Source organism: Streptomyces sp. GQ60 (assembly GCF_059758875.1).
The window spans coordinates 35,485-56,760 of the sequence record NZ_JCAXEG010000007.1 but is presented as its reverse complement, the minus strand read 5'-3'; the positions used below and the strand labels follow the sequence as shown (position 1 = coordinate 56,760).

The 21,276-nt window shown below is 71.6% G+C and carries 18 protein-coding genes, 3 tRNA genes and 1 pseudogene; 12 read left to right on the top strand and 10 right to left on the bottom strand.

Annotation, left to right across the window (positions count from 1 at the left end; translation table 11 throughout):
• The first annotated feature begins 152 nt into the window (after positions 1-152).
• The 3 genes from AC6CKD_RS19005 (at position 153) to AC6CKD_RS18995 (ending at position 4,569) form a co-directional block, all read left to right on the top strand.
• Positions 153-1,769 carry a hypothetical protein gene (locus tag AC6CKD_RS19005; protein ID WP_498328648.1) on the top strand — a complete coding sequence of 539 codons (1,617 nt, stop codon included), beginning with the start codon at positions 153-155 and terminating at the stop codon, positions 1,767-1,769.
• A gap of 288 nt (positions 1,770-2,057) precedes the next feature.
• A complete protein-coding gene (locus AC6CKD_RS19000; protein WP_498328647.1) occupies positions 2,058-3,545 on the top strand; it encodes a N,N-dimethylformamidase beta subunit family domain-containing protein in 1,488 nt (495 codons plus the stop codon).
• A 121-nt stretch (positions 3,546-3,666) separates the two neighbouring features.
• A complete protein-coding gene (locus AC6CKD_RS18995; RefSeq protein ID WP_498328646.1) occupies positions 3,667-4,569 on the top strand; it encodes a phosphoribosylaminoimidazolesuccinocarboxamide synthase in 903 nt (300 codons plus the stop codon).
• Between the two features lie 109 nt (positions 4,570-4,678).
• On the opposite strand, the gene AC6CKD_RS18990 is transcribed toward AC6CKD_RS18995, so the two are convergent.
• The 6 genes from AC6CKD_RS18990 to AC6CKD_RS18965 all read right to left on the bottom strand — a co-directional run bounded on the left by AC6CKD_RS18990 (position 4,679) and on the right by AC6CKD_RS18965 (position 7,383).
• Positions 4,679-4,751 (bottom strand) — tRNA-Gly (locus AC6CKD_RS18990).
• A gap of 24 nt (positions 4,752-4,775) precedes the next feature.
• Positions 4,776-5,387, bottom strand: a complete 612-nt coding sequence (locus AC6CKD_RS18985) for a response regulator transcription factor (RefSeq protein WP_266907114.1) — start codon at positions 5,385-5,387, stop codon at positions 4,776-4,778.
• A complete protein-coding gene (locus AC6CKD_RS18980; protein ID WP_498328645.1) occupies positions 5,384-6,628 on the bottom strand; it encodes a sensor histidine kinase in 1,245 nt (414 codons plus the stop codon). The genes AC6CKD_RS18985 and AC6CKD_RS18980 overlap by 4 nt, the downstream gene beginning before the upstream one ends.
• 128 nt (positions 6,629-6,756) lie before the next feature.
• A tRNA-Gly gene (locus AC6CKD_RS18975) sits at positions 6,757-6,829 on the bottom strand.
• Between the two features lie 78 nt (positions 6,830-6,907).
• Positions 6,908-6,979: transfer RNA gene (locus tag AC6CKD_RS18970), tRNA-Gly, on the bottom strand.
• Between the two features lie 86 nt (positions 6,980-7,065).
• The gene (locus AC6CKD_RS18965) at positions 7,066-7,383 is read right to left on the bottom strand and encodes a histone-like nucleoid-structuring protein Lsr2 (protein WP_356511550.1); all 318 of its coding nucleotides are present in this window, start codon (positions 7,381-7,383) and stop codon (positions 7,066-7,068) included.
• A 355-nt stretch (positions 7,384-7,738) separates the two neighbouring features.
• Here AC6CKD_RS18965 and purS point away from each other — a divergent pair, with 355 nt between their 5' ends.
• The 6 genes from purS (at position 7,739) to AC6CKD_RS18935 (ending at position 13,315) form a co-directional block, all read left to right on the top strand.
• Positions 7,739-7,990 carry a phosphoribosylformylglycinamidine synthase subunit PurS gene (gene purS, locus AC6CKD_RS18960; RefSeq protein ID WP_008740952.1) on the top strand — a complete coding sequence of 84 codons (252 nt, stop codon included), beginning with the start codon at positions 7,739-7,741 and terminating at the stop codon, positions 7,988-7,990.
• Between the two features lie 2 nt (positions 7,991-7,992).
• Complete coding sequence (gene purQ / locus AC6CKD_RS18955; RefSeq protein WP_388509088.1) at positions 7,993-8,697, top strand: phosphoribosylformylglycinamidine synthase subunit PurQ; 705 nt, start codon at positions 7,993-7,995, stop codon at positions 8,695-8,697.
• Positions 8,694-10,943, top strand: a complete 2,250-nt coding sequence (purL, locus tag AC6CKD_RS18950) for a phosphoribosylformylglycinamidine synthase subunit PurL (RefSeq protein ID WP_498328644.1) — start codon at positions 8,694-8,696, stop codon at positions 10,941-10,943. The genes purQ and purL overlap by 4 nt, the downstream gene beginning before the upstream one ends.
• A gap of 122 nt (positions 10,944-11,065) precedes the next feature.
• A complete protein-coding gene (locus tag AC6CKD_RS18945) occupies positions 11,066-11,605 on the top strand; it encodes a hypothetical protein (protein ID WP_498328643.1) in 540 nt (179 codons plus the stop codon).
• Between the two features lie 42 nt (positions 11,606-11,647).
• Positions 11,648-12,439, top strand: a complete 792-nt coding sequence (locus AC6CKD_RS18940) for a maleylpyruvate isomerase family mycothiol-dependent enzyme (RefSeq protein WP_498328642.1) — start codon at positions 11,648-11,650, stop codon at positions 12,437-12,439.
• A 48-nt stretch (positions 12,440-12,487) separates the two neighbouring features.
• Positions 12,488-13,315, top strand: coding sequence for an META domain-containing protein (locus AC6CKD_RS18935; RefSeq protein WP_498328641.1), 828 nt, complete (start codon positions 12,488-12,490; stop codon positions 13,313-13,315).
• Between the two features lie 103 nt (positions 13,316-13,418).
• Here the strand turns inward: AC6CKD_RS18935 and AC6CKD_RS18930 are convergent.
• Together AC6CKD_RS18930 and AC6CKD_RS18925 are read right to left on the bottom strand one after the other, a co-directional pair.
• Positions 13,419-14,845, bottom strand: a pseudogene (locus AC6CKD_RS18930) (sulfatase-like hydrolase/transferase).
• Between the two features lie 140 nt (positions 14,846-14,985).
• Positions 14,986-15,081 carry a putative leader peptide gene (locus AC6CKD_RS18925; RefSeq protein WP_323187867.1) on the bottom strand — a complete coding sequence of 32 codons (96 nt, stop codon included), beginning with the start codon at positions 15,079-15,081 and terminating at the stop codon, positions 14,986-14,988.
• A 148-nt stretch (positions 15,082-15,229) separates the two neighbouring features.
• On the opposite strand from AC6CKD_RS18925, the gene purF reads away from it, so the two are divergent.
• A complete protein-coding gene (gene purF / locus AC6CKD_RS18920) occupies positions 15,230-16,747 on the top strand; it encodes an amidophosphoribosyltransferase (RefSeq protein WP_243341158.1) in 1,518 nt (505 codons plus the stop codon).
• Between the two features lie 161 nt (positions 16,748-16,908).
• Positions 16,909-17,979, top strand: a complete 1,071-nt coding sequence (gene purM / locus AC6CKD_RS18915) for a phosphoribosylformylglycinamidine cyclo-ligase (protein ID WP_498328640.1) — start codon at positions 16,909-16,911, stop codon at positions 17,977-17,979.
• A 151-nt stretch (positions 17,980-18,130) separates the two neighbouring features.
• On the opposite strand, the gene AC6CKD_RS18910 is transcribed toward purM, so the two are convergent.
• Both AC6CKD_RS18910 and AC6CKD_RS18905 read right to left on the bottom strand, forming a co-directional pair.
• Complete coding sequence (locus tag AC6CKD_RS18910; RefSeq protein ID WP_266878982.1) at positions 18,131-18,397, bottom strand: DUF3073 domain-containing protein; 267 nt, start codon at positions 18,395-18,397, stop codon at positions 18,131-18,133.
• A gap of 299 nt (positions 18,398-18,696) precedes the next feature.
• Entirely contained in the window at positions 18,697-19,791 is a 1,095-nt protein-coding gene (locus AC6CKD_RS18905) for a Leu/Phe/Val dehydrogenase (protein WP_498328639.1), read from the bottom strand.
• 196 nt (positions 19,792-19,987) lie between these two features.
• Here AC6CKD_RS18905 and AC6CKD_RS18900 point away from each other — a divergent pair, with 196 nt between their 5' ends.
• Positions 19,988-20,842, top strand: coding sequence for a DUF8083 family protein (locus AC6CKD_RS18900; protein WP_498328638.1), 855 nt, complete (start codon positions 19,988-19,990; stop codon positions 20,840-20,842).
• Positions 20,843-21,276: the final 434 nt, after the last annotated feature.

The following is a 21,276-nucleotide window of genomic DNA, read 5'->3' as shown; positions in this document are numbered from 1 at the left end:
CTGACGGCCGCCCCCGCCCCAACTATGGTGCGGCGCAAGCATTCCGGCACTCATTCCGGCACATGGCCCACCGGCATTGCGATGTCAGTGGCTGGTGTCACAGTGGGGGAGTGAGCAAAGCCGCCGCGTGGCAGAGGGGGTGAGGTCCGGCCGTGTCCGGAACCGGTTCGATCGCTGAAGTGGGTACGCCGTCCGCGCGTTCCCGTGCCTTGGCCGTGCTGCGTGTGCGCAGCAGGGCACTGGCCGTCGGGCTGCTGCCCGCCGCCCTCGCCGTGGTGCTGGTGAGCGCTCGCTCGACGGGCCGGCTCGCCGGTGACCCCTGGCCGGCCGTGACCCTCGCCGTGTGCGCCGTCGCCGCGTTCGTCCTGCTCGTCGGCGGGATCTTCGCCGCCGTCGTGCTGCGGGCGAGCCCCGCCATGACCCCGACCGTGCCGCTGTCGGAGGCCGCCGCCCCCGATCTCTACCGGCTCGTGCGGGACCTGGCGGACCGGATGGACGTCCCGGCGCCCTCCGCCATAGCCCTGACCCCCGACTGCGACAGTTGGCTCGAGGACCGGACGCACGCGGCGCACCGCCGTGCCCGCGGCCGCACGCGCATATCAGGTGGGGCCGCCGGAGCCGGCGGCCCGGAGTCCGAGCCCGGCGCCGCCCCGGTGCTGGTGATCGGCTCGCCGTTCCTGTGGTGGATGAGGGTCGCGGAGCTCAGGGCCGTCCTCGCACCCGTAGTGGCGGGTACGGGCCCCTCGGCGCACCCGGACATAGCCGATGCGCGCGGATTCGTACGGGGCCTCGACGCCGCCGTGGACGTGGGCGGCCGGCGCTTCCTCGGCTGGATCGCCGCCCCCGCCCGGCTGCTGCTGCGGCTGTGCCGGGTGGACGCCGCCGAGATGGAGCGCGGGGTCGCAGCCGCCGCCTCGGACCGTGCACAGGGTGTGGACTACGCGCTGCGCATCGTCGCCCAGGAGCAGGTCGGGCTGGCGTACGCCGGCTGGGACCGGCTGCTGACCCGCGTCGCCCTGCCCGCCTGGCGGATGGGCCGCTGGCCCGCCCACCTGGACGCGGGGGTCGTCTCGGCACTCACCGAGCTGTCCCGGCGCGACCGGCTGGCCGACGGGTTCACCTCACGGCTGGGCGAGCGCCCGGCGTGCGACCTGCTGGACCAGCCGGGTGCGGTGGACGAGGCCGCCTCGCTGCTCGCGGCCCGGCTCTTCCACGGCGGTCCGGCCGAGACCGGACCGGACTGGTCGCCGGTGGACTGGGCGGCCTATCCGGAGGAGGTCGTCGACCGCAAATGGCGCACGGAGGCGGCCCGCCTGCTGGCCGCACTGGACGCCCTGTCGTCTTCGTCGGTGCCCGCCGCCTCCACCGTGGAGCGGGTGCTGAGCCACCTCGCGGAGGCCGACGCCGACGCCCTGGCGGGCCGGCTGAGCGGTGACCTGGCGCGGGAGGCCCTGCCCGTGGCGGCGGCCGCCGCCTCGGGCCGTGGAGCCGACGCGCTGCCGCTGTTCCCGCTGGAGGCTCCGCGCAGCGGCCGGGACCTGCTGGCGGACCACGTCGTGGCGCTGGTGTGCTGCGCCGCCGTCGACTCCGCCGGGGGCGAGCCCGGGCTGGACTGGCTGGACGGGCCGGTCCTGCTGGTCGCCGGGGTCCGGCGGGCCGATCTCGCCGGGCCGGTGCTGTCGCTCGTCGAGGACCGGGACCCCGGCCCGCTCCGGGACTGGCTCGCGGAGGTCGGCGTACGCCCGGAGAAGCCGGTCCGCCTGGTCTAGGCCGTCTCTTTCGGATCGTGCCCGGCCCGATCCGAAAGAGACGGCCCAGCCCGGGCCGCCCGGCCCCGGCCGTTCCGCCCGGCCGCCCGGCCCCGGCCGTTCCGCCCGGCCGCCCCGAGGCTCCGCCGCCCGGCCCTCCGGCCCCTCGGGCCCCCCACGCCCCAGAACCGGGCGGCAGCCAGATCCCCGTTGAACTTTTCGCGACGAACGGTGACGGAGTGCGTGCGTTATGTGATGTGCTGGGGATCGGTCGTGGCATTTGGGGGAGCGAGGGAGGGGAGCAGCGGTATGGGTGCGGAGCAGATCCGGCGTTGGGAGTCAGGTGCGCTCGCGCACGCGGTGACCGATCCCTTCGGCCAGGGCCCCCTGCCGTGGTTCCGGGGGAGCGAGCTCTACTACGACGACAGCGGCCAGGTCGTGCCCTGGTACGTGGACCCGGCCGTCGCCGCCGGGCCGGGCCAGCAGATCCCCCGTGCCCGGGGCGCCGGCGGCCCCCGCACCGCCGACGACGTGCACCGGCAGATCAAGGGGTTCGCCTCCACCGGAGCCGTCACGCCCGGTGAGGCCATCGACTTCCACATCACCGTGGATCCGCCCCAGCAGTTCTCCGTGGACGTCTACCGCATCGGGCACTACGGCGGCGACGGCGCCTCCAAGATCACCACCAGCCCCCGGCTCTCCGGTATCGTCCAGCCGGCTCCCCTGACCGCCGACCGCACGGTCTCCTGCCACCACTGGTGGCTCTCCTGGCGGCTCCAGGTCCCCTCGTACTGGAGCATCGGCGCCTACGTGGCCGTCCTCACGACCGCCGACGGGTACCGCTCGCACATCCCCTTCACGGTGCGCGACGACCACCCCGCCGATCTGCTGCTCCTGCTCCCCGACATCACCTGGCAGGCCTACAACCTCTACCCGGAGGACGGCAGGACGGGCGCGAGCCTCTACCACGCCTGGGACGAGGAGGGCCGGCTGCTCGGCGAGCGCGACGCCGCCATCACCGTCTCCTTCGACCGCCCCTACGCCGGCGCGGGCCTGCCCCTGCACGTGGGCCACGCCTACGACTTCATCCGCTGGGCCGAGCGCTACGGCTACGACCTCGCCTACGCCGACGCCCGCGACCTGCACGCCGGCCGCGTCGACCCCACCCGCTACCGCGGCCTGGTCTTCCCCGGCCACGACGAGTACTGGTCCGGCCCCATGCGCCGCACCGTCGAGCGCGCCCGCGACCACGGCACCTCGCTCGTCTTCCTCTCCGCCAACACCATGTACTGGCAGGTCGAGCTCTCCCCCTCGCCCTCCGGGGTCGACGACCGGCTCCTCACTTGCCGAAAACGCCGCGGTCCCGGCCGCCCCAGCCTCTGGCGCGAGGTGGACCGCCCGGAGCAGCAACTGCTCGGCATCCAGTACGCGGGACGGGTTCCCGAGCCCGCGCCCCTCATCGTGCGCAATGCCACGCACTGGCTCTGGGACTCCACGGGAGCCGTCGAGAACGACGAACTGCCCGGCCTGGTCGCGGGCGAGGCCGACCGGTACTTCCCGCGCACGCAGCTCCCCGAGCACCAGAGCCGGATCCTGCTCGCGCACTCCCCGTACGAGGACGGCGAGGGCCACCGCCGCCACCAGGAGACCTCCCTCTACCGGGCCCCCAGCGGCGCGCTCGTCTTCGCCTCGGGAACCTTCGCCTGGTCACCGGCCCTGGACCGCCCCGGGCACGTGGACGAGCGGGTCCAGCGGGCCACCGCCAACCTCCTCGACCGGATCTGCAAGAGGGACTGACCTCTCTGCTGACCTCTCTGCACGAGGGACTGACCGGGGGACCCGCGGACCCGTTGTCCGCGCCCGTGGGCAGGTGCGGGAGAATGGGCCGCGCGCTCGTACAGAACCACAGGGAGACTCCGTGCCCGGATTCGTCGAAAAGCCCGAGCCGGTCCAGGTGCCCGGCCTCGTCCACCTCCACACCGGCAAGGTCCGCGACCTCTACCGCGACGAGGACGGCCATCTCGTCATGGTCGCCAGCGACCGCATCTCCGCCGCCGACTGGGTGCTGCCCACCGAGATCCCGGACAAGGGCCGGATCCTGACCCAGCTCTCCCTGTGGTGGTTCGACCAGCTCGCGGACCTCGTCCCGAACCACGTCATCAGCGCGGAGCTGCCCCCCGGCGCCCCCGCCGACTGGGCGGGCCGCGCCCTGGTCTGCCGGAACCTCGACATGGTCCCCGTCGAGTGCGTGGCCCGCGGCTACCTGACCGGCTCGGGCCTCGCCGAGTACGAGAAGACCCGTACGGTCTGCGGACTGGGCCTGCCCGAGGGCCTGGTCGACGGCTCCGAGCTGCCCGGCCCGATCTTCACCCCGGCCGCCAAGGCCGAGGTCGGCGAGCACGACGAGAACGTCTCCTACGAGGAGGTCGCGCGCACCCAGGGCGCCGAGACGGCCGCCCTGCTGCGCCAGACCACCCTCGCCGTCTACGGCCGGGCCCGGGACATCGCCCGCGACCGCGGGATCATCCTGGCGGACACCAAGTTCGAGTTCGGCTTCGACCAGGACGGCAACCTGGTCGCCGCCGACGAGGTGCTGACCCCGGACTCCTCCCGCTTCTGGCCGGCCGATCTGTGGGAGCCGGGCCACAGCCAGCCGTCCTTCGACAAGCAGTACGTCCGCGACTGGCTGGCCTCCCCGGCGTCCGGCTGGGACTCCAAGGGCGAACTCCCGCCGCCCGCCCTCCCGCAGGAGGTCGTGGAGCAGACCCGCTCCCGGTACGTCGAGGCCTACGAGCGCCTCACCGGCCAGACCTGGGCCTGAGGCCACGCGCGGCGAAGGGGCCCCGGAAACGGGGCCCCGGAGCCGGGCCGGAACCGGCCCCGGACACGAAAGAAGCCCCGGTCCGAGGACCGGGGCTTCTTCACTGCTGAGCGGACAACGCGACTCGAACGCGCGACATCCACCTTGGCAAGGTGGTGCTCTACCAACTGAGCTATGTCCGCAGGTGCGCCGTAGCGCGAGAACTACTATACCCAACCCCGGGCCCGTGCGAGACGCACCGCCGTGTGCCGGTTCTCGGCACCCAGCTTCGTCGCCGCCGAGGACAGGTAGTTCCGCACCGTCCCCGGGGAGAGCGAGGCCCGCTCCGCGATCTCCGCGATCGGCGCCCCGTCCCCCGCCAGTTCCAGCACCTCGGCCTCGCGGGCGGTCAGCGGGGAGTCGCCCGCGCTGATCGCGTCGGCCGCCAATTCCGGGTCCACGTACCGGCCTCCGGCGTGCACGGTCCGGATCAGCTCGGCCAGCCGCTGCGCCGAGACGGTCTTCGGCGCGAAGGCCCGTACGCCCGCGGCGAGGGCCCGCTTCAGGTGACCGGGCCGGCCGTGGCTGGTCACGATCATGGTCTTGCAGTCGGGGAGTTCGGCCCGCAGGGATGTGGCCACGCTCACACCGTCGGCCCCCGGCATCTGCAGGTCCAGCACCGCCACGTCCGGCCGGTGGGCCCGCGCCATGGCGAGCGCCTCCGGCCCCGAGGCGGCCTCGGCGACGACCAGCAGGTCGTCCTCCAGTCCCAGCAGCGCGGCGAGCGCGCCCCGGATCAGGTGCTCGTCATCGGCCAGCAGTACGCGTACGGGGCTCATGCCCGCGCCTCCAGTTCTCGGATCGGCCCGGCCGCCGGACCGGGGATCTGCGCCCGCAGCCGGAACCGGCCGCCGTCCACCGCGCCGGCCTCCAGCGTGCCGTCCAGTACCGCGAGCCGCTCCCGCAGGCCGGCCAGCCCCGAGCCCGGCGGCCCGGCCGGGGCCTTGGGGGCCCCGTCGTTCTCCACCACCAGCGTGAGCGCGCCCGAGGGGTCCGCGGTCAGCCGGATCGCGCAACTGCGGGCGTCGCCGTGCCGCAGGATGTTCGTCGTCGCCTCGCGCACCACCCAGCCGAGCGCCGACTGGGCCTCGGCGGGCAGCTCGCGGCCCTGTTCGTACTCGACCAGGCAGTCCATCCCGGCCGCGCGCAGCACCCCGCGCGCACCCTCGAGCTCCACCGCGAGGTTCGCCTCCCGGTAGCCGCGGACCACGTCGCGGACCTCCTTCTGGGACTCCCGGGCGATCCGCTGCACCTCGATCATCTGGTCGACGGCTTCGGGGCGTTCGCGCCGGGCGAGCTGCACGGCCAGCTCGCTCTTGAGGGCGATCACCGCGAGGTTGCGGCCCATCACGTCGTGCAGGTCCCGGCCGAACCGCAGCCGCTCCTCGGCCACCGCGAGCTGTGCCCGCACCTCGCGGGTCCGGTCCAGCTCGTACACGGCGTCGAGCAGCCAGCCGGAGAACCCGCAGGCCGCGCAGAGGAAGGCGCTGGTCAACAGCACCCCGACGGCCACCCCCGCGGACCCGCCGGCAGAGACGCCGAAGGCGAGGGACGCCAGACCCACGAAGGCGGCCGCGGCCGGGGGCACGTAGCGCATCTGCCGGACCTTGGGCAGACACAGGACGAGCGTGCCGGTGGTGAAGCAGGTCATGCCGGCGATGACGGTCGGGGTCACGGCCGGATCGCCGGTGAGGCCGGCCGCGTCCACACCGAGTACGCCCAGGCAGGCGGCGGCGGTCAGGGCGGTGACGGAGGCCGCGAGCCGCACCGGGCGCTCGCGCCGGCCCAGGATCCAGTCGAGCGACCGGGAGGAGAGGAAGCCGACGAGCAGGGAGTGCGCGCACACCGTCAGGAAGAGCGCGACCGCGACCACCGCGGAGGCATTTCCGTCCATCGAGCCCAGCACGGCCAGTCCGACCGACGCGATCTCGATGACCACGAAGAGGTGGAAGGACCAGCGCGTGTACAGCTCGACCTTCCCCGCGCTGCTGCGGTTCTTCCACCACCCGCTGTGATTCATGGCCCCAGTCTCGCGGGCTCCGGGCCGAGGAGGCCATGACACCTGTCATGGATCTCGGCTCAGGGCGATCCGGATAGCCGGGACGCACGACAAAGGCCCCGGTCAATGACCGGGGCCTTCATACGCTGAGCGGACGACGCGACTCGAACGCGCGACATCCACCTTGGCAAGGTGGTGCTCTACCAACTGAGCTACGTCCGCATGCTTCCCACGACAAACTGCCGTGCGATGCGTGCATCACTCTACCTGATCCACAACCGTGGTCGGTAAAGCGAGCAGAGCGGGTGACAGGGATCGCACACTGCGCCTTCCCCCTGGAAGGGGGATGTTCTGCTACTGAACTACACCCGCACGACTTCGGAGTCCGGCCTGCGGCCTCGCCCCTTGGCGTGATCCACACACTAGCGGACCGGTAGGGGTGGATGGCAAATCGGCTCTCAGTGAGCGGCGTTGTACTCCTCGTACACCTTCTTGGGGATCCGCCCGCGGGGCGGGACGTCGAGCTGGTTGGAGCGCGCCCAGGCCCGGACGACCGCCGGGTCGGGGGCGATGGCGGTGTGCTTGAAGGTCTTCCCCGAGCGGGCCTGCCGGCGGCCGGCGGCCACGAACGGGGCGAGGCTCTTCCGCAGTTTCTTTGCGTTGGCCACATTGAGGTCGATCTCGTACGACTTACCGTCCAGCCCGAAGACCACCGTTTCCGATGCATCTCCGCCATCGATGTCGTCGGAGATCGTGACTACTACGCGCTGCGCCACGGATATCGGTCCCTTCGTGCGACGCCGCTCCCCGCTGACGTGCGTGCACGGAGCGGTGATGTCGCCTGTGTGGATGTTTCGGAAGAATGCATCTTTCTGGCGTCGCCGTCCACCGGAAAATGCCGGTGGGACGGAGGAATCCTTTGTACCCCGATTCTCATTGCATTGCGAAGCCCAGTTAATTATCTCCGCGTGTCCCGACGCAATGCCGGGCGCGTGGTTTTCCGGCGGATTTTGCGAAGCGTTGGTGAAGCGGAAACGACCGGAGGATCGTACAAGAGCCATATCTACCCGCGTAGAAATTTCTGCCGGGTACGCTGAGGGAACCGCCTTCGCACCAACCACCTCATCGGGAGTGCCAGTGGCACGCGTCGTAGTCGACGTCATGCTCAAGCCGGAGATCCTCGACCCCCAGGGCCAGGCGGTGCAGCGTGCACTGCCGCGCCTGGGCTTCGAAGGGATCGCCGACGTTCGCCAGGGGAAGCGCTTCGAACTGGAGGTGGAGGGACCGGTCGACCAGGCCGCCCTCGACCGCATCCACAAGATGGCCGAAACCTTCCTCGCCAACACCGTCATCGAAGACTTCACCGTGAAGGTCGAGGCCTGACGGTGACCACTCGCATCGGAGTCGTCACGTTCCCCGGAACGCTCGACGACCGTGACTCGCTGCGCGCCGTGCGCCTCGCGGGAGCCGAGCCCGTATCGCTCTGGCACCGCGACAAGGACCTCCACCAGGTCGACGCGGTCGTCCTCGCGGGCGGCTTCTCCTACGGGGACTACCTGCGCGCCGGAGCCATCTCCCGCTTCTCGCCGGTGATGGAGAGCATCATCGAGCAGGCCAAGGGCGGCATGCCCGTCCTCGGCATCTGCAACGGCTTCCAGATCCTCACCGAGGCCCACCTGCTGCCGGGGGCGATGCTCCGCAACAACCACCTGCACTTCATCTGCCGCGACCAGAAGCTGCGGGTGGAGAACGCGGAGACCGCCTGGACCGGCGACTACACCGCCGGCGAGGAGATCTCCGTACCGCTCAAGAACATGGACGGCCGCTACGTGGCCGACGAGCGGGTGCTGGACGAACTGGAGGCCGAAGGCCGAGTGGCCTTCCGGTACGTGGTCCGCGGCGAAGCCGCTGATGGATGCGGTAACCCCAACGGCTCGCTGCGCGACATCGCCGGCATCACCAATGCCGCGGGCAACGTCGTCGGCCTCATGCCGCACCCCGAGCACGCGGTCGAGCCGCTGATCGGGACGGGCCGCACCGACGGCCTCCCGTTCTTCACCTCGGTCCTGAAGAAGCTGGTCAGCGCATGAGCCTCGACACCGTCAAGAACGCCACCGAGACCCCGGACGCCTCCCAGCCGTGGAAGGAACTCGGCCTCAAGGAGGACGAGTACGCCCGGATCCGCGAGATCCTGGGCCGCCGTCCCACCGGCGCCGAGCTCGCCATGTACTCCGTCATGTGGTCCGAGCACTGCTCGTACAAGAGCAGCAAGGTCCACCTGAAGCAGTTCGGCGAGAAGGTCCCGCAGAACGACGCCATGCTCGTCGGCATCGGCGAGAACGCCGGAGTCGTCGACGTCGGCCAGGGTTACGCGGTCACCTTCAAGGTCGAGTCGCACAACCACCCCAGCTACATCGAGCCCTACCAGGGCGCGGCCACCGGCATCGGCGGCATCGTCCGCGACATCCTCGCCATGGGCGCCCGCCCGGTCGCCGTCGTCGACCCGCTGCGCTTCGGCGCGGCCGACCACCCCGACACCAAGCGCGTCCTGCCGGGCGTCGTCGCGGGCATCGGCGGCTACGGCAACTGCCTCGGCCTGCCGAACATCGGCGGCGAGGTCGTCTTCGACGCCTGCTACCAGGGCAACCCCCTCGTGAACGCCGGCTGCATCGGCGTCATGAAGCACGAGGACATCCACCTCGCCAAGGCCTCCGGCCCGGGCAACAAGGTCATCCTCTACGGCGCCCGCACCGGCGGCGACGGCATCGGCGGCGTCTCCGTCCTCGCCTCGGAGACCTTCGACGACACCAAGCCGACCAAGCGTCCGGCGGTCCAGGTCGGCGACCCCTTCCAGGAGAAGCTCCTCATCGAGTGCACCCTGGAGATCTTCAAGGAGAAGCTGGTCGCCGGCATCCAGGACCTCGGCGGCGCCGGGCTCTCCTGCGCCACGAGCGAGCTGGCCTCCGCCGGTTCCGGCGGCATGCGCGTCGAGCTGGACACCGTCCCGCTGCGCGACGCGACGCTCTCGCCCGAGGAAATCCTCATGAGCGAGTCGCAGGAGCGCATGTGCGCGATCGTGGAGCCGCAGTACGTGGACCGCTTCATGGAGATCTGCGAGAAGTGGGACGTCATCGCCACCGTCATCGGTGAGGTGACCGAGGGCGACCACCTGGAGATCTTCTGGCACGGCGAGCTCATCGTGGACGTGCCCCCGGGCACCGTCGCCCACGAGGGCCCCGTCTACAACCGCCCCTACGCGCGCCCCTCCTGGCAGGACGCCCTCCAGGCCGACGACGCGGGCAAGCTGCCGCGGCCGCAGACCTCCGAGGAGCTCCGCGCGCAGGTCCTGGCCCTGGTCTCGTCGCCGAACCAGGCCTCGAAGTCCTGGATCACCGACCAGTACGACCGCTTCGTCCAGGGCAACACGGTGCTCTCGCAGCCCGAGGACGCCGGCATGGTCCGCATCGACGCGGAGACCAACCTCGGCGTGGCCATGTCCACGGACGGCAACGGCCGCTACGCGAAGCTCGACCCCTACACGGGTGCGCAGCTCGCACTGGCCGAGTCCTACCGCAACGTGGCCGCGACCGGCGCGAAGCCCCTCGCGATCTCCGACTGCCTGAACTTCGGCTCCCCCGAGGACCCGGACGTCATGTGGCAGTTCGCCGAGGCCTGCCGCGGTCTCGCGGACGGCTGCCTGGAGCTGGGCACCCCGGTGACCGGCGGCAACGTCTCCCTCTACAACCAGACGGGCGACATCGCGATCCACCCGACCCCGGTCGTGGCGGTCCTCGGTGTGATCGACGACGTCAACCGCCGTACGCCGATGGCGTTCGCGGAGGCCGGCCAGCTCCTGTACCTGCTCGGCGACACCGCCGGGGAGTTCGGCGGCTCCGCCTGGTCCGAAGTGGTCCACCAGCACCTCGGCGGCATGCCGCCCAAGGTGGACCTGGGCCGCGAGAAGCTCCTCGCGGAGATCCTCATCTCGGCCTCGCGGGACGGCATGATCGACGCCGCGCACGACCTGTCCGACGGCGGCGTGATCCAGGCGCTCACCGAGTCCTGCCTGCGCGGCGGCAACGGTGCGCGGATCGTGGTGCCGGAGGCGCTCGACGCCTTCACCTTCCTGTTCTCCGAGTCCGCGGGCCGGGCCATCGTGGCCGTCCCGCGCAGCGAGGAGCTCCGCTTCACCGACATGTGCGGTGCGCGGGGCCTTCCGGCGACCCGGATCGGTGTCGTCGACGGCGACGAGATCGAGATCCAGGGTGAGTTCACCCTCCCGCTGGCGGAGCTCCGTACCGCCCACGAGGGGACGATCCCGGCGCTGCTCGCCTGAGCAGCCGGCCTGCACGAACCGCGCAGCCCCCGCCCGGAACCGTTCCGGGCGGGGGCTCGTCCGTTCCGGCAAGGAGCCCGCGCCGACTGCGGTGGCGGGCAGGCGGGGGAACGGGGGCGCAGATGGCGCACAGTTGGGGTCGATGGCTCTTCGGGGCCGGGATACCGGTGATCGTGGCCGCCGTAGGCGTGGGCGGCTGGCTCGTCTACGACAACACCGGGGACCGTGCGCGGAGCCGGGCGGAGATCATCGAGAACTGTCAGGGGCTGGTCGATCCGGATGCGGTGATGGGTTTCGGCATGCCCCGGGTGGAGGCGGGCGCCACGGCTGACCAGTCGTGTGTGCTGTTCCGTGAGGGAACGTTCGAGGGCCAGAAGCAGATGGACGAGTTCGTCTCCGTCGCGGTGGTGGCCACCAAGGACGCCGAACCGGGCGGAAGCCGGTTCGACTACGGGCCCTTCAGCGTCACGGCGACCGCGAAGTGCGCCGACCCGGCCAGGTCCGGCGGAGTGACCGCCCTGCGGGCGACCGCCGCCGGCGAGGGCGACGGCCGGGGCAACAGGGGGCGCGGCTTCCTGTCGGGGCTGGCCCGCGAGGCGGCCGTGCGCGCCGCGGCGAAGGCGGGCTGCGAGACCAGCCTGCCCTCGGCCCCGACGGGCTGAGGTGTGCCGCCCGGCCGGTCCGGGCGGCGTAGGGTCGGCCCCATGCCGCCCGCCAAGAAGAAGCCGCGCACCTACGACCACGCCCGGACCCGTACGGCCGTCCTCGCGCAGTTCGGGCATGTACGGGACGCCGTACGGGAGTTGGACGAAGAGCAGCTCGCCCGGCCCAGCGGGGTCGGGGGCTGGTCCGTCGCCGAACTGGCCGCGCACATCGCGTGGATCGCCGAGTCGTTGGCCGGCGGCCTCGCCCGGCCGCCCGCCGCCGTCGCCGAACTGTCCGCCGCCGAATGGCCCTTCGCGACGGCCTCGCTCGCCGGGAAGATCGCCGAAGCCGCCAAGGAGACCCTGGAGGGCGCCCCGCTCGCCGAGCTCTACGACCGGGTCGGCGCCCGGCTGGCCGAGGCGCTCGACGCGAACCCCGGCGGCCGCGTGCTGGACCTGTGGATCGGGGCCATGACCCTGGCCGACTTCCTGGTCACCCGTACCGTCGAGCTCGTCGTGCACACCGACGACCTGAGCCGCGCCACCGGACTGGACATCCCCGTGGACCGCCAGGCCCTGGCCGCCTGCACCCGGCTGCTCGCCGACGCCCTCGCGCTCAAGGCCCCGGGCGGGGCGGTGGAGTTCCGCGTCCCGCCGTTCGCGGTGGTGCAGTGCGTCGAGGGGCCCCGGCACACCCGCGGCACCCCGCCGAACGTCGTGGAGACCGACCCGCTGACCTGGATCCGGCTCGCCACCGGCCGTACGGGGTGGGCCGACGCGCTGGACGCGGCCCAGGTCCGGGCCAGCGGCGAGCGCGCCGACCTCTCGGCGCTGCTGCCCCTGATGAGCTGACCGGGCGAAGCCGTGGAACCGCCGGGGCGCGGTCCGCGTCACACCGGCATGCGTACGCTGCCGCTCCTCCCCGCCGCCCTGGTCGCCGTGCTCGCGCTGTCCGCCACCGCCACCGCCTGCGGTGACGACGGCGGCGCGCCGGGCACGCACCCCGCCCGCGGGTTCTCCGGATCCTGGTCGGTCGAGAGCCTGACCGTCGACGGCAAGACGCTGAAGGGCCCCGCCGCCGCCCGGCTGTCCGTGGAACGGGGCAAGGGCTACGAGGCCGAGGCCAACGGCAACTACGGCTGCAACGGCTTCACCGCCGCCGTGGTCTTCGACTCGGTGGCCACCATGACCGTGACGCCCGGTGCCCACACGGACATGGCCTGCGCGGACCTGCCGTTCGAGACGGCCTTCGCCAGGCTGTTCCGGGGCCCGCTGACCGTCGAACAGGGCCGGGGCGAGATCACGTTGAAGAACTCCGAGGGGAACGCGATCGCCCTGAGCTCGAAGCCCCCGGCCCCCGACGCCCCGCTCGTGGCCACGCACTGGACCGTCGACTCCCTGACCAAGGGGGAGACGGCCTCCTCGGTTCCGGCGGGCGCCGAGGGCCGGGCCCGCTTCAGCCTGGCCGCGGACGGCACGGCGAGCGGCAACCTCGGCTGCAACCGGTTCAGCGCGAAGGCCGTCGTCGAGGGGAACAAGCTCACCTTCGGCCCCCTGACCAGTACCCGGATGGCCTGCGAGGGCGGACCCGGAGAGGTCGAGCGGGCCCTCACCGAGCTGTTCGGCGGCGGACCGCTCGACTGGAGGATCCAGGGCGACGCCCTCACCCTCACGGCGCCCGGTTCGGGCACCGGCATCACCGCGAAGGCGGCCTCGGCCGTCGAGTGACCCCTGGTCTCCGGACGGCGGCCCGTCCGTGGTCCACAGCCGTCCATCCACAGCCGTCCATCCACAGGCTGTGGACCACGTCACGGGCTCCCGCCCGCCCCGATCAGCCGGGGTAAGGCAGCAGCGCCGCCTTGTCGGCCTGCTCGCGGATGTTCCCGGCCAGGTTGAAGAGCTGGTCGCGGCCCGCCTTGCCGCGGTAGTACTTCCAGTCGCCGCGGCGCGGCGCCCGCTCCCCGCGCACCCGCCAGAACAGGTTCCGCTCGGCCACCTTCTCGCCGCGCAGCAGGTACCCGGCCAGGCTGACCCCGTCCAGCGGGTACGCCGGGTTCGCGCGGGCGCCCGCGAGTTCCAGCAGGGTGGCCGTCCAGTCCGGGGTGAACACCGGCAGGTGGCTGACCTGGCCGCCGTCGAGCCGGGCCGGCCAGCGCACGATGTTCGGGACGCGGATGCCGCCCTCCTGGAGGGAGGCCTTGTTGCCGGCGAGCGGCCAGTTGTGGGAGAAGCGCTCGCCGCCGTTGTCGCTGGAGAAGAGGACCAGGGTGTCCTCCTCCTGGCCGGAGCGCTCCAGCGCCTTCAGCACCTCGCCGATCGAGCGGTCGAGGTCCTCCACCATCTGCCCGTACTTCTCGATGGACCCGCCGTCCTCGTGCCACAGGGCCCGCCGGTCGCCGGCCTTGATCCGGCGGGTGACCTCGGCGCTCGCCCCGGTGTCCCCGTCGGCGATCCACGGCCAGTGCGGGGTGGTGAAGTCGAGGTTGAGCAGCCACGGCTCGTCCCCGTGGTCGCGGGAGACGTACTCGGCTGCGCGTTCGGTCAGGATCCGCGTGTAGTACCGCAGGTCCTTGTACTCGGCGTCGCCCTCGTAGAGGTCGTACGAGCCGTCGCCGGAGAGCTTGGAGTAGTACTCCAGGGCCCCGCTGAAGTTGCCGAAGAACTCGTCCCAGCCCGACTTGGTCGGGCTGTAGTCGGGCAGGGAGCCGCAGTGCCACTTGCCTATCAGCGCGGTCGCGTAGCCGGAGCCGCGCAGCAGCGAGGCCAGCGTCGGGTGGGTCGGCTCCAGGCCCGCCGACTTGTCGGCGATGGGCTCGGCGAGCCCGCCCTTGGCGCGGCCCGGGAAGGGGGCACCTCCCATGCCCGTCCAGGGCTGTGGGGGAGGCCGGTGTACAGGCTGAAGCGGGTCGGGGAGCAGGTCGCGGAGCCCGCATAGGCATCGGTGAAGCGGACGTCCTGGCGGGCGAGCCGGTCCAGGTTCGGGGTCTTGATGTGCGGGGAGCCGTAGGAGGACAGGTCGGCCCAGCCGAGGTCGTCCCCGAGGATGAACAGGATGTTCGGGCGGCGGGAGCGGCGCCCCCGCTCGGCACGGAACTCCCGTTCGCCTCCGGCCGGCAGGGGCTCCGCGTGCCGCGCTCCGGCGGCCGGCGCCGCGTGGGCCGGGGCGGCGGCGCCCAGCCCCACCGCCGCGGCGGCCGCGGTCGCGCCGACCGCGCCGCCGAAGGCGCGCCGGGACAGGTTGGGTTCGTACGAGGTCACGGGTACTCCAGAGCACGGCCCGCCGGCCCTCCGGCCCGGGTAGCTCCGGGCAGCGCGGGACGGCGCAGGGCACGGCGGAGCAGATAACGGACGGAAAGCGGCGGGGAAAGGAGAAAAGGAAAGGGAAATGCGGCGTGCGACTACGCAGAACAGCGACAGATGGCGCTGGCGACACGGACGAGGTCCACGTGTCGGCGCGCGACGAGGGTGACGGTGCGGTCACCGAGAGGCTGCATGAGCCGGAGCTTGTACGAAACCACAGGCGACTGTCAACCAGGGCAATCCGGATATTGAGACGAACAGGTTCCGTCACCCTCCGTGCTGTGACATTTCCCGGGCATCCCCAATTCGGACCAGTGGTCGATCTCGCCTACACTCGGAGACGTGCCTCGTGGTGATGGACGACTCAACCACGACCTGCTCCCCGGCGAAAAGGGCCCCCAGGACGCTTGCGGCGTCTTCGGTGTCTGGGCTCCGGGTGAAGAGGTCGCCAAGCTCACCTACTTCGGACTGTATGCACTGCAGCACCGTGGACAAGAGTCCGCGGGTATCGCTGTGAGCAACGGTTCCCAGATCCTCGTCTTCAAGGACATGGGCCTCGTTTCCCAAGTCTTCGACGAAACCTCTCTCGGCTCGCTCCAGGGTCATATCGCGGTCGGTCACGCCCGCTACTCGACCACTGGCGCCTCCGTCTGGGAGAACGCCCAGCCGACCTTCCGCGCGACCGCCCACGGCTCCATTGCCCTGGGTCACAACGGCAACCTGGTGAACACCGCCGAGTTGGCCGAGATGGTCGCCGACCTCCCCCGTCAGGACGGCCGTGCCACCCAGGTGGCGGCCACCAACGACACCGACCTGGTCACCGCCCTGCTGGCCGGCCAGACGGACGACGACGGCAAGCCCCTGACCATCGAGGAGTCGGCCACCAAGGTCCTCCCGAAGGTGAAGGGCGCCTTCTCGCTCGTCTTCATGGACGAGGGGACGCTCTACACCGCCCGTGACCCGCAGGGCATCCGCCCGCTGGTCCTCGGCCGCCTGGAGCGCGGCTGGGTGGTGGCGAGCGAGACCGCCGCCCTCGACATCTGCGGCGCCAGCTTCGTCCGCGAGGTCGAGCCGGGCGAGCTGATCGCGATCGACGAGAACGGTCTGCGGACCTCCCGCTTCGCTGAAGCAAAGCCCAAGGGCTGTGTCTTCGAGTACGTCTACCTGGCGCGCCCGGACACGGACATCGCCGGCCGGAACGTCTACCTCTCGCGTGTCGAGATGGGACGGCGCCTGGCCAAGGAAGCCCCGGCCGACGCGGACCTGGTGATATCGACGCCGGAATCGGGCACGCCCGCCGCCGTCGGCTACGCCGAGGCCAGCGGGATCCCGTACGGCGTCGGCCTGGTCAAGAACGCCTACGTCGGCCGGACCTTCATCCAGCCCTCGCAGACGATCCGCCAGCTCGGCATCCGTCTCAAGCTCAACCCCCTCAAGGAAGTCATCCGGGGCAAGCGCCTGGTGGTCGTCGACGACTCCATCGTCCGCGGCAACACCCAGCGCGCCCTGGTCAAGATGCTCCGCGAGGCCGGCGCGGCGGAGGTCCACATCCGGATCTCCTCGCCGCCGGTGAAGTGGCCGTGCTTCTTCGGCATCGACTTCGCCACCCGGGCCGAGCTGATCGCCAACGGCATGACGGTCGACGAGATCGCCACGTCGCTGGGCGCGGACTCGCTCTCGTACATCTCGCTCGACTCGATGATCGAGGCGACGACCATCCAGAAGCCCAACCTCTGCCGTGCCTGCTTCGACGGCGTGTACCCCATGGAACTGCCCGACCCGCAGCTCCTGGGCAAGCAGCTCCTGGAGACGGAGCTGGCCGGCGGCACCGACGCCGCCGACGCGCTCCGGCGCCCGTAGGGCCTGAGACAACGCCACGGTCCGCGGGCTCGCCCGAGCCCGCGGACCGCAAGCCCTCCAGGCCCCCCTCATCCCTGCTCAACCTGCGCGAGGCCTTCTCTTTCAGGCTTTTCCGGGGCCTCGCACCACTCGCAGCAACGACACGAAAGCTCTCTCCTGTCATGACAGAGAAGACCACCGGTGCCAGCTACGCAGCCGCGGGCGTGGACATCGACGCGGGAGACCGCGCCGTCGAGCTGATGAAGGAGTGGGTGAAGAAGACGCAGCGCCCCGAGGTCCTCGGCGGCCTCGGCGGATTCGCCGGCCTCTTCGACGCCTCCGCCCTCAAGCGCTACGAGCGCCCCCTGCTCGCCTCCGCCACCGACGGGGTCGGCACCAAGGTGGACATCGCCCGCCGCATGGGCGTGTACGACACCATCGGCCACGACCTCGTCGCGATGGTCATGGACGACATCGTCGTCTGCGGCGCCGAGCCGCTCTTCATGACCGACTACATCTGCGTCGGCAAGGTCCACCCCGAGCGCGTCGCGGCCATCGTCAAGGGCATCGCCGAGGGCTGCGTCCTGGCCGGCTGCGCCCTGGTCGGCGGCGAGACCGCCGAACACCCGGGCCTGCTGGGCCCGGACGACTTCGACGTGGCGGGCGCCGGCACCGGCGTCGTCGAGTACGACCGGCTGCTGGGCGCGGACCGCATCCGTACGGGCGACGCCGTCATCGCGATGGCGTCCTCCGGTCTTCACTCGAACGGGTACTCACTGGTCCGCCACGTCCTCTTCGACCGGGCCGGAATGTCCCTGGAGGGCCACGTCGAGGAGCTCGGCCGGACCCTCGGCGAAGAGCTGCTGGAGCCCACCAAGATCTACTCGCTGGACTGCATGGCCCTCACCCGTACGGCCGACGTGCACGCCTACTCCCACATCACGGGCGGCGGCCTCGCGGCGAACCTCGCCCGGGTGATCCCGGACCACCTGCACGCCACGGTCGACCGCTCGACGTGGACCCCCGGCGCGATCTTCGACCTGGTCGGCAAGGCCGGTCAGGTGGAACGCCTGGAGCTGGAGAAGACCCTGAACATGGGCGTCGGCATGATGGCCGTGGTCCCGCAGGAGTCGGTGGACGTGGCCCTGACCGCCCTGGCCGACCGGGGCGTCGACGCCTGGGTCGCGGGAGAGATCCTGGACCGCGGCGACCACACCGAGGGCGCGACGATGACCGGCGACTACGCGAGCTGACCGGTTGCGGGAGCGCCGCTCCCACCTGCGCGAACAGCACGGAAACCCGGCCCGGGGCGATGCCCTGGACCGGGTTTCCGTACATGTGAAGCTGTGTGCCGCTGCTGAGGAAGAGGATCAGCGCACCGCGTGTCCGACGCCGAGTGGCGCGTCAAGCACCGCGACGGTAGACGGACGGACCGGACTCTTCGTCCTCGTCGTCGTCATCGCTGTTGTAGCGCTCCGCGTACTTGGCGTACGGGTCGTCCTCGTCATCATCATCAAGCTCGTCATCGACGACCGGCTCGCTGACAGGCAGCGGTTCCGTGTGCGATGCGCCCAGCTCATTGGCCAGACGCGACAAGTCAGTCCCGCCGCTGCTGTACTTCAGCTGGCGGGCGACCTTCGTCTGCTTGGCCTTTGCCCGGCCGCGCCCCATGGCTCGACCCCCTCGGTGACGGGGCTCGACGGCCCCAGAGTCTGACACGCGTTCATGGTTCGGAGCGGGCTCTCCGTGGAGAGACCGTCCGTAGGGGTTTAACGGTACCTGCTTCCGCGGCCATACGGTACGCCGCCCGCATGACGCGCCCCGGTGCAGTACCAGCAAGGCGCCCCGTCCTCGCTGGTCAGCTGCGATTTTAGCCCTTTCCTGACGGGCGACCCGCCGAAGCGCAGTGAGTTCCGTCTCGCTGCGCCCCGGCGGGCCGCCCCGGAAGCCCCGTCAGGGCCCCGTGAGGGTCAGGCGGTGCGTGCCGTGCGGGCGTCCGCCATCCGCTGCTCGGCGATGCGGTCGGCCGCCGCGGCCGGCGGAATCCCGTCCGACTTCGCACGTGCGAAGATCTCCAGGGTGGTGTCGAAGATCTTCGCGGCCTTGGCCTTGCAGCGGTCGAAGTCGAAGCCGCGCAGCTCGTCGGCGACCTGGATGACCCCGCCCGCGTTGACCACGTAGTCCGGCGCGTAGAGGATCCCGCGGTCCGCGAGGTCCTTCTCGATGCCCGGGTGGGCGAGCTGGTTGTTCGCCGCGCCGCAGACGATCTTGGCGGTGAGGGCGGGCACGGACTCGTCGTTCAGTGCCCCGCCGAGCGCGCAGGGGGCGTAGATGTCCAGGCCCTCCACGCGGATCAGCGCCCCGGTGTCGGCGACGGCGGTCACCTTGCCCGGGTGCTTGTCCAAGATCCGCTGCACGGACTCGGCGCGGACGTCCGTGATGACGACCTCGGCGCCGTCCTCCAGCAGGTGCTCGACCAGGTGGTGGCCGACCTTGCCGACGCCCGCGACGCCGACCTTGCGGCCGCGCAGGGTCGGGTCGCCCCACAGGTGCTGGGCGCTGGCGCGCATGCCCTGGAAGACGCCGAAGGCGGTGAGGACCGAGGAGTCGCCGGCGCCGCCGTTCTCGGGGGAGCGGCCGGTCGCCCAGCGGGTCTCGCGGGCCACGACGTCCATGTCGGCCACGTAGGTGCCGACGTCGCAGGCGGTCACGTAGCGGCCGCCGAGGGACTCCACGAACCGGCCGTAGGCCAGCAGCAGTTCCTCGGACTTCAAGACGTCCGGGTCGCCGATGATGACGGCCTTGCCGCCGCCGAGGTCGAGGCCGGCGAGCGCGTTCTTGTACGACATGCCGCGCGAGAGGTTCAGCGCGTCGAGGACGGCCTCCTCGTCGGAGGCGTACGCGTGGAAGCGCGTACCGCCGAGGGCCGGGCCCAGGGCGGTGGAGTGGATCGCGATGACGGCCTTCAGGCCGGAGGCTCGGTCCTGGCACAGCACGACTTGCTCGTGGCCGCCCTGTTCACTGCGGAACAGGGTGTGCAGGACGCCGTCGGTCATTTCGGTCACGGTGGTGACTCCCATGGATGAGATGCGGCGGGAAAGACGCCCGCCCTGCGGGTGGGGGAGGGCGTGCTGGGAGCAGCGTAAGACCTCGGGGGCCCTGCGATCCTCCCGGTCCGGAGATCGGGACACTCACGGGTGGGAGGCGGGCGGGCGACCGCCCGTCGGAGTAGCGCCGGGCGGGGCGGGGGAGTACGAGAGCGTGAGCGAATCCCCCGATCCCCGGCTGCCGTCCGCCCGCTCGGCCCCCGTCGTCCCCTACGCCTCCTACCTGCGGGTCTACGAGCCCCTGACGGCCTTCCCGGAGCCCGAGCGCACCCACTGGGCCGACTACGCCCGGCGCGGGGCCACCCCGACGGCCCAGGACGAACTGCGCCGGTCGCTGGTGGATTTGGTACGGGTGCCCGTGGTCGGGGTCCCGGCGCACGAGAGCGCGGACGCCTTCACCGCCGAGGTCGGCGGAGTCCTGCTGGTCTGCCCCTGGCGTACGAGGCTGCGCGGCTGGCTCGCGCTCCAGGAGCTGGTGGCCGAGTTCCCGCTCCCGGTGCTGGACGCCGCCCTGCCGGCGGCCGCGCGCCGCCGGGCGGCCGAGGAGTACGAGGACTGGCGCGGGCGGAACCCCGATGCGCGGCCGTGGATCCGTACGGGTGTCTGGCAGGTGCCGCTGCGCTGGTTCGTGCTGGTGGCCGACGAGGAGCGGGAGTACGTGCCGGGCGAGGGGCTGCGCTACCGGACGCCGATGGTGCAGGCCCGGCGCCGGCTCGCACGGGGGCTGCGGACCCTGCGGGAGGCGGAGGGGTACGGAATGCTCGCCGAGGGGCTGGTGGAGGTCGGGAGCTGGCTGGAGGAGTTCCACCCCCGCTCGATGGTGGAGCTGGACTACGGCGGGCTGCTGCACGCCCTGCCGGAGGACCGGCTGGAGGCCGACCACTCGGCGGCGGACCTGGCGGCGGGGCTCGCGGCCCTGCGGGCGGGGGACCGGGACGGGGCGGCGCGGACGTACGGGGCCCTGGCGGAGCGGTGGCGGGCGGTCCGGGAGAGACTCTTCGCCAACTGAGTCGTCAGGTTCCGGAACCAGGTGATCTCCGTGATGCCGGTGATGTCCGTTATCCGGGTGATCCGGGTGATCCGGGTGGTTCGAGTGACCTGCGCGACTCGAGTAGCGACTCAGGACGCGGTTGTCCATCCGCCGATCGGCCGAGCACGGAAGAGAACGGCCAGCTCAAGACCGTGATGCCCTCTTTTGGGTCTTTGTTCCGGGACCTACGTCCCGATACGGGCCATTGGCCCAAGCGTGACGGACCGCACTTTCTACACCCTTGCGCCCTTCCCCTACCCTCGTGCCAAAATAGGACAAGGAGTCCGGGGAGGGTTCCTTCCGTCCAACTAAGGGCGGAATGCTCGGTATTGCACTCTACGGGGGGTCTGACGACTCCTGATCGCTCTGTGACTGATCGTCACAGTGGGGTGACTGTCCGTTATGGGACGGTC

Coding starts and splice junctions, on each gene's coding strand:
- AC6CKD_RS18910 (WP_266878982.1), bottom strand. CDS start 18,397: ATGGGGCGCGGCCGGGCAAAGGCCAAGCAGACGAAGGTCGCCCGCCAG.
- AC6CKD_RS18935 (WP_498328641.1), top strand. CDS start 12,488: ATGCGTACGCTGCCGCTCCTCCCCGCCGCCCTGGTCGCCGTGCTCGCG.
- AC6CKD_RS18980 (WP_498328645.1), bottom strand. CDS start 6,628: ATGAATCACAGCGGGTGGTGGAAGAACCGCAGCAGCGCGGGGAAGGTC.
- AC6CKD_RS18925 (WP_323187867.1), bottom strand. CDS start 15,081: ATGCAGCCTCTCGGTGACCGCACCGTCACCCTCGTCGCGCGCCGACAC.
- AC6CKD_RS18945 (WP_498328643.1), top strand. CDS start 11,066: ATGGCGCACAGTTGGGGTCGATGGCTCTTCGGGGCCGGGATACCGGTG.
- AC6CKD_RS19000 (WP_498328647.1), top strand. CDS start 2,058: ATGGGTGCGGAGCAGATCCGGCGTTGGGAGTCAGGTGCGCTCGCGCAC.
- purL (WP_498328644.1), top strand. CDS start 8,694: ATGAGCCTCGACACCGTCAAGAACGCCACCGAGACCCCGGACGCCTCC.
- AC6CKD_RS18940 (WP_498328642.1), top strand. CDS start 11,648: ATGCCGCCCGCCAAGAAGAAGCCGCGCACCTACGACCACGCCCGGACC.
- purM (WP_498328640.1), top strand. CDS start 16,909: ATGACAGAGAAGACCACCGGTGCCAGCTACGCAGCCGCGGGCGTGGAC.
- AC6CKD_RS18985 (WP_266907114.1), bottom strand. CDS start 5,387: ATGAGCCCCGTACGCGTACTGCTGGCCGATGACGAGCACCTGATCCGG.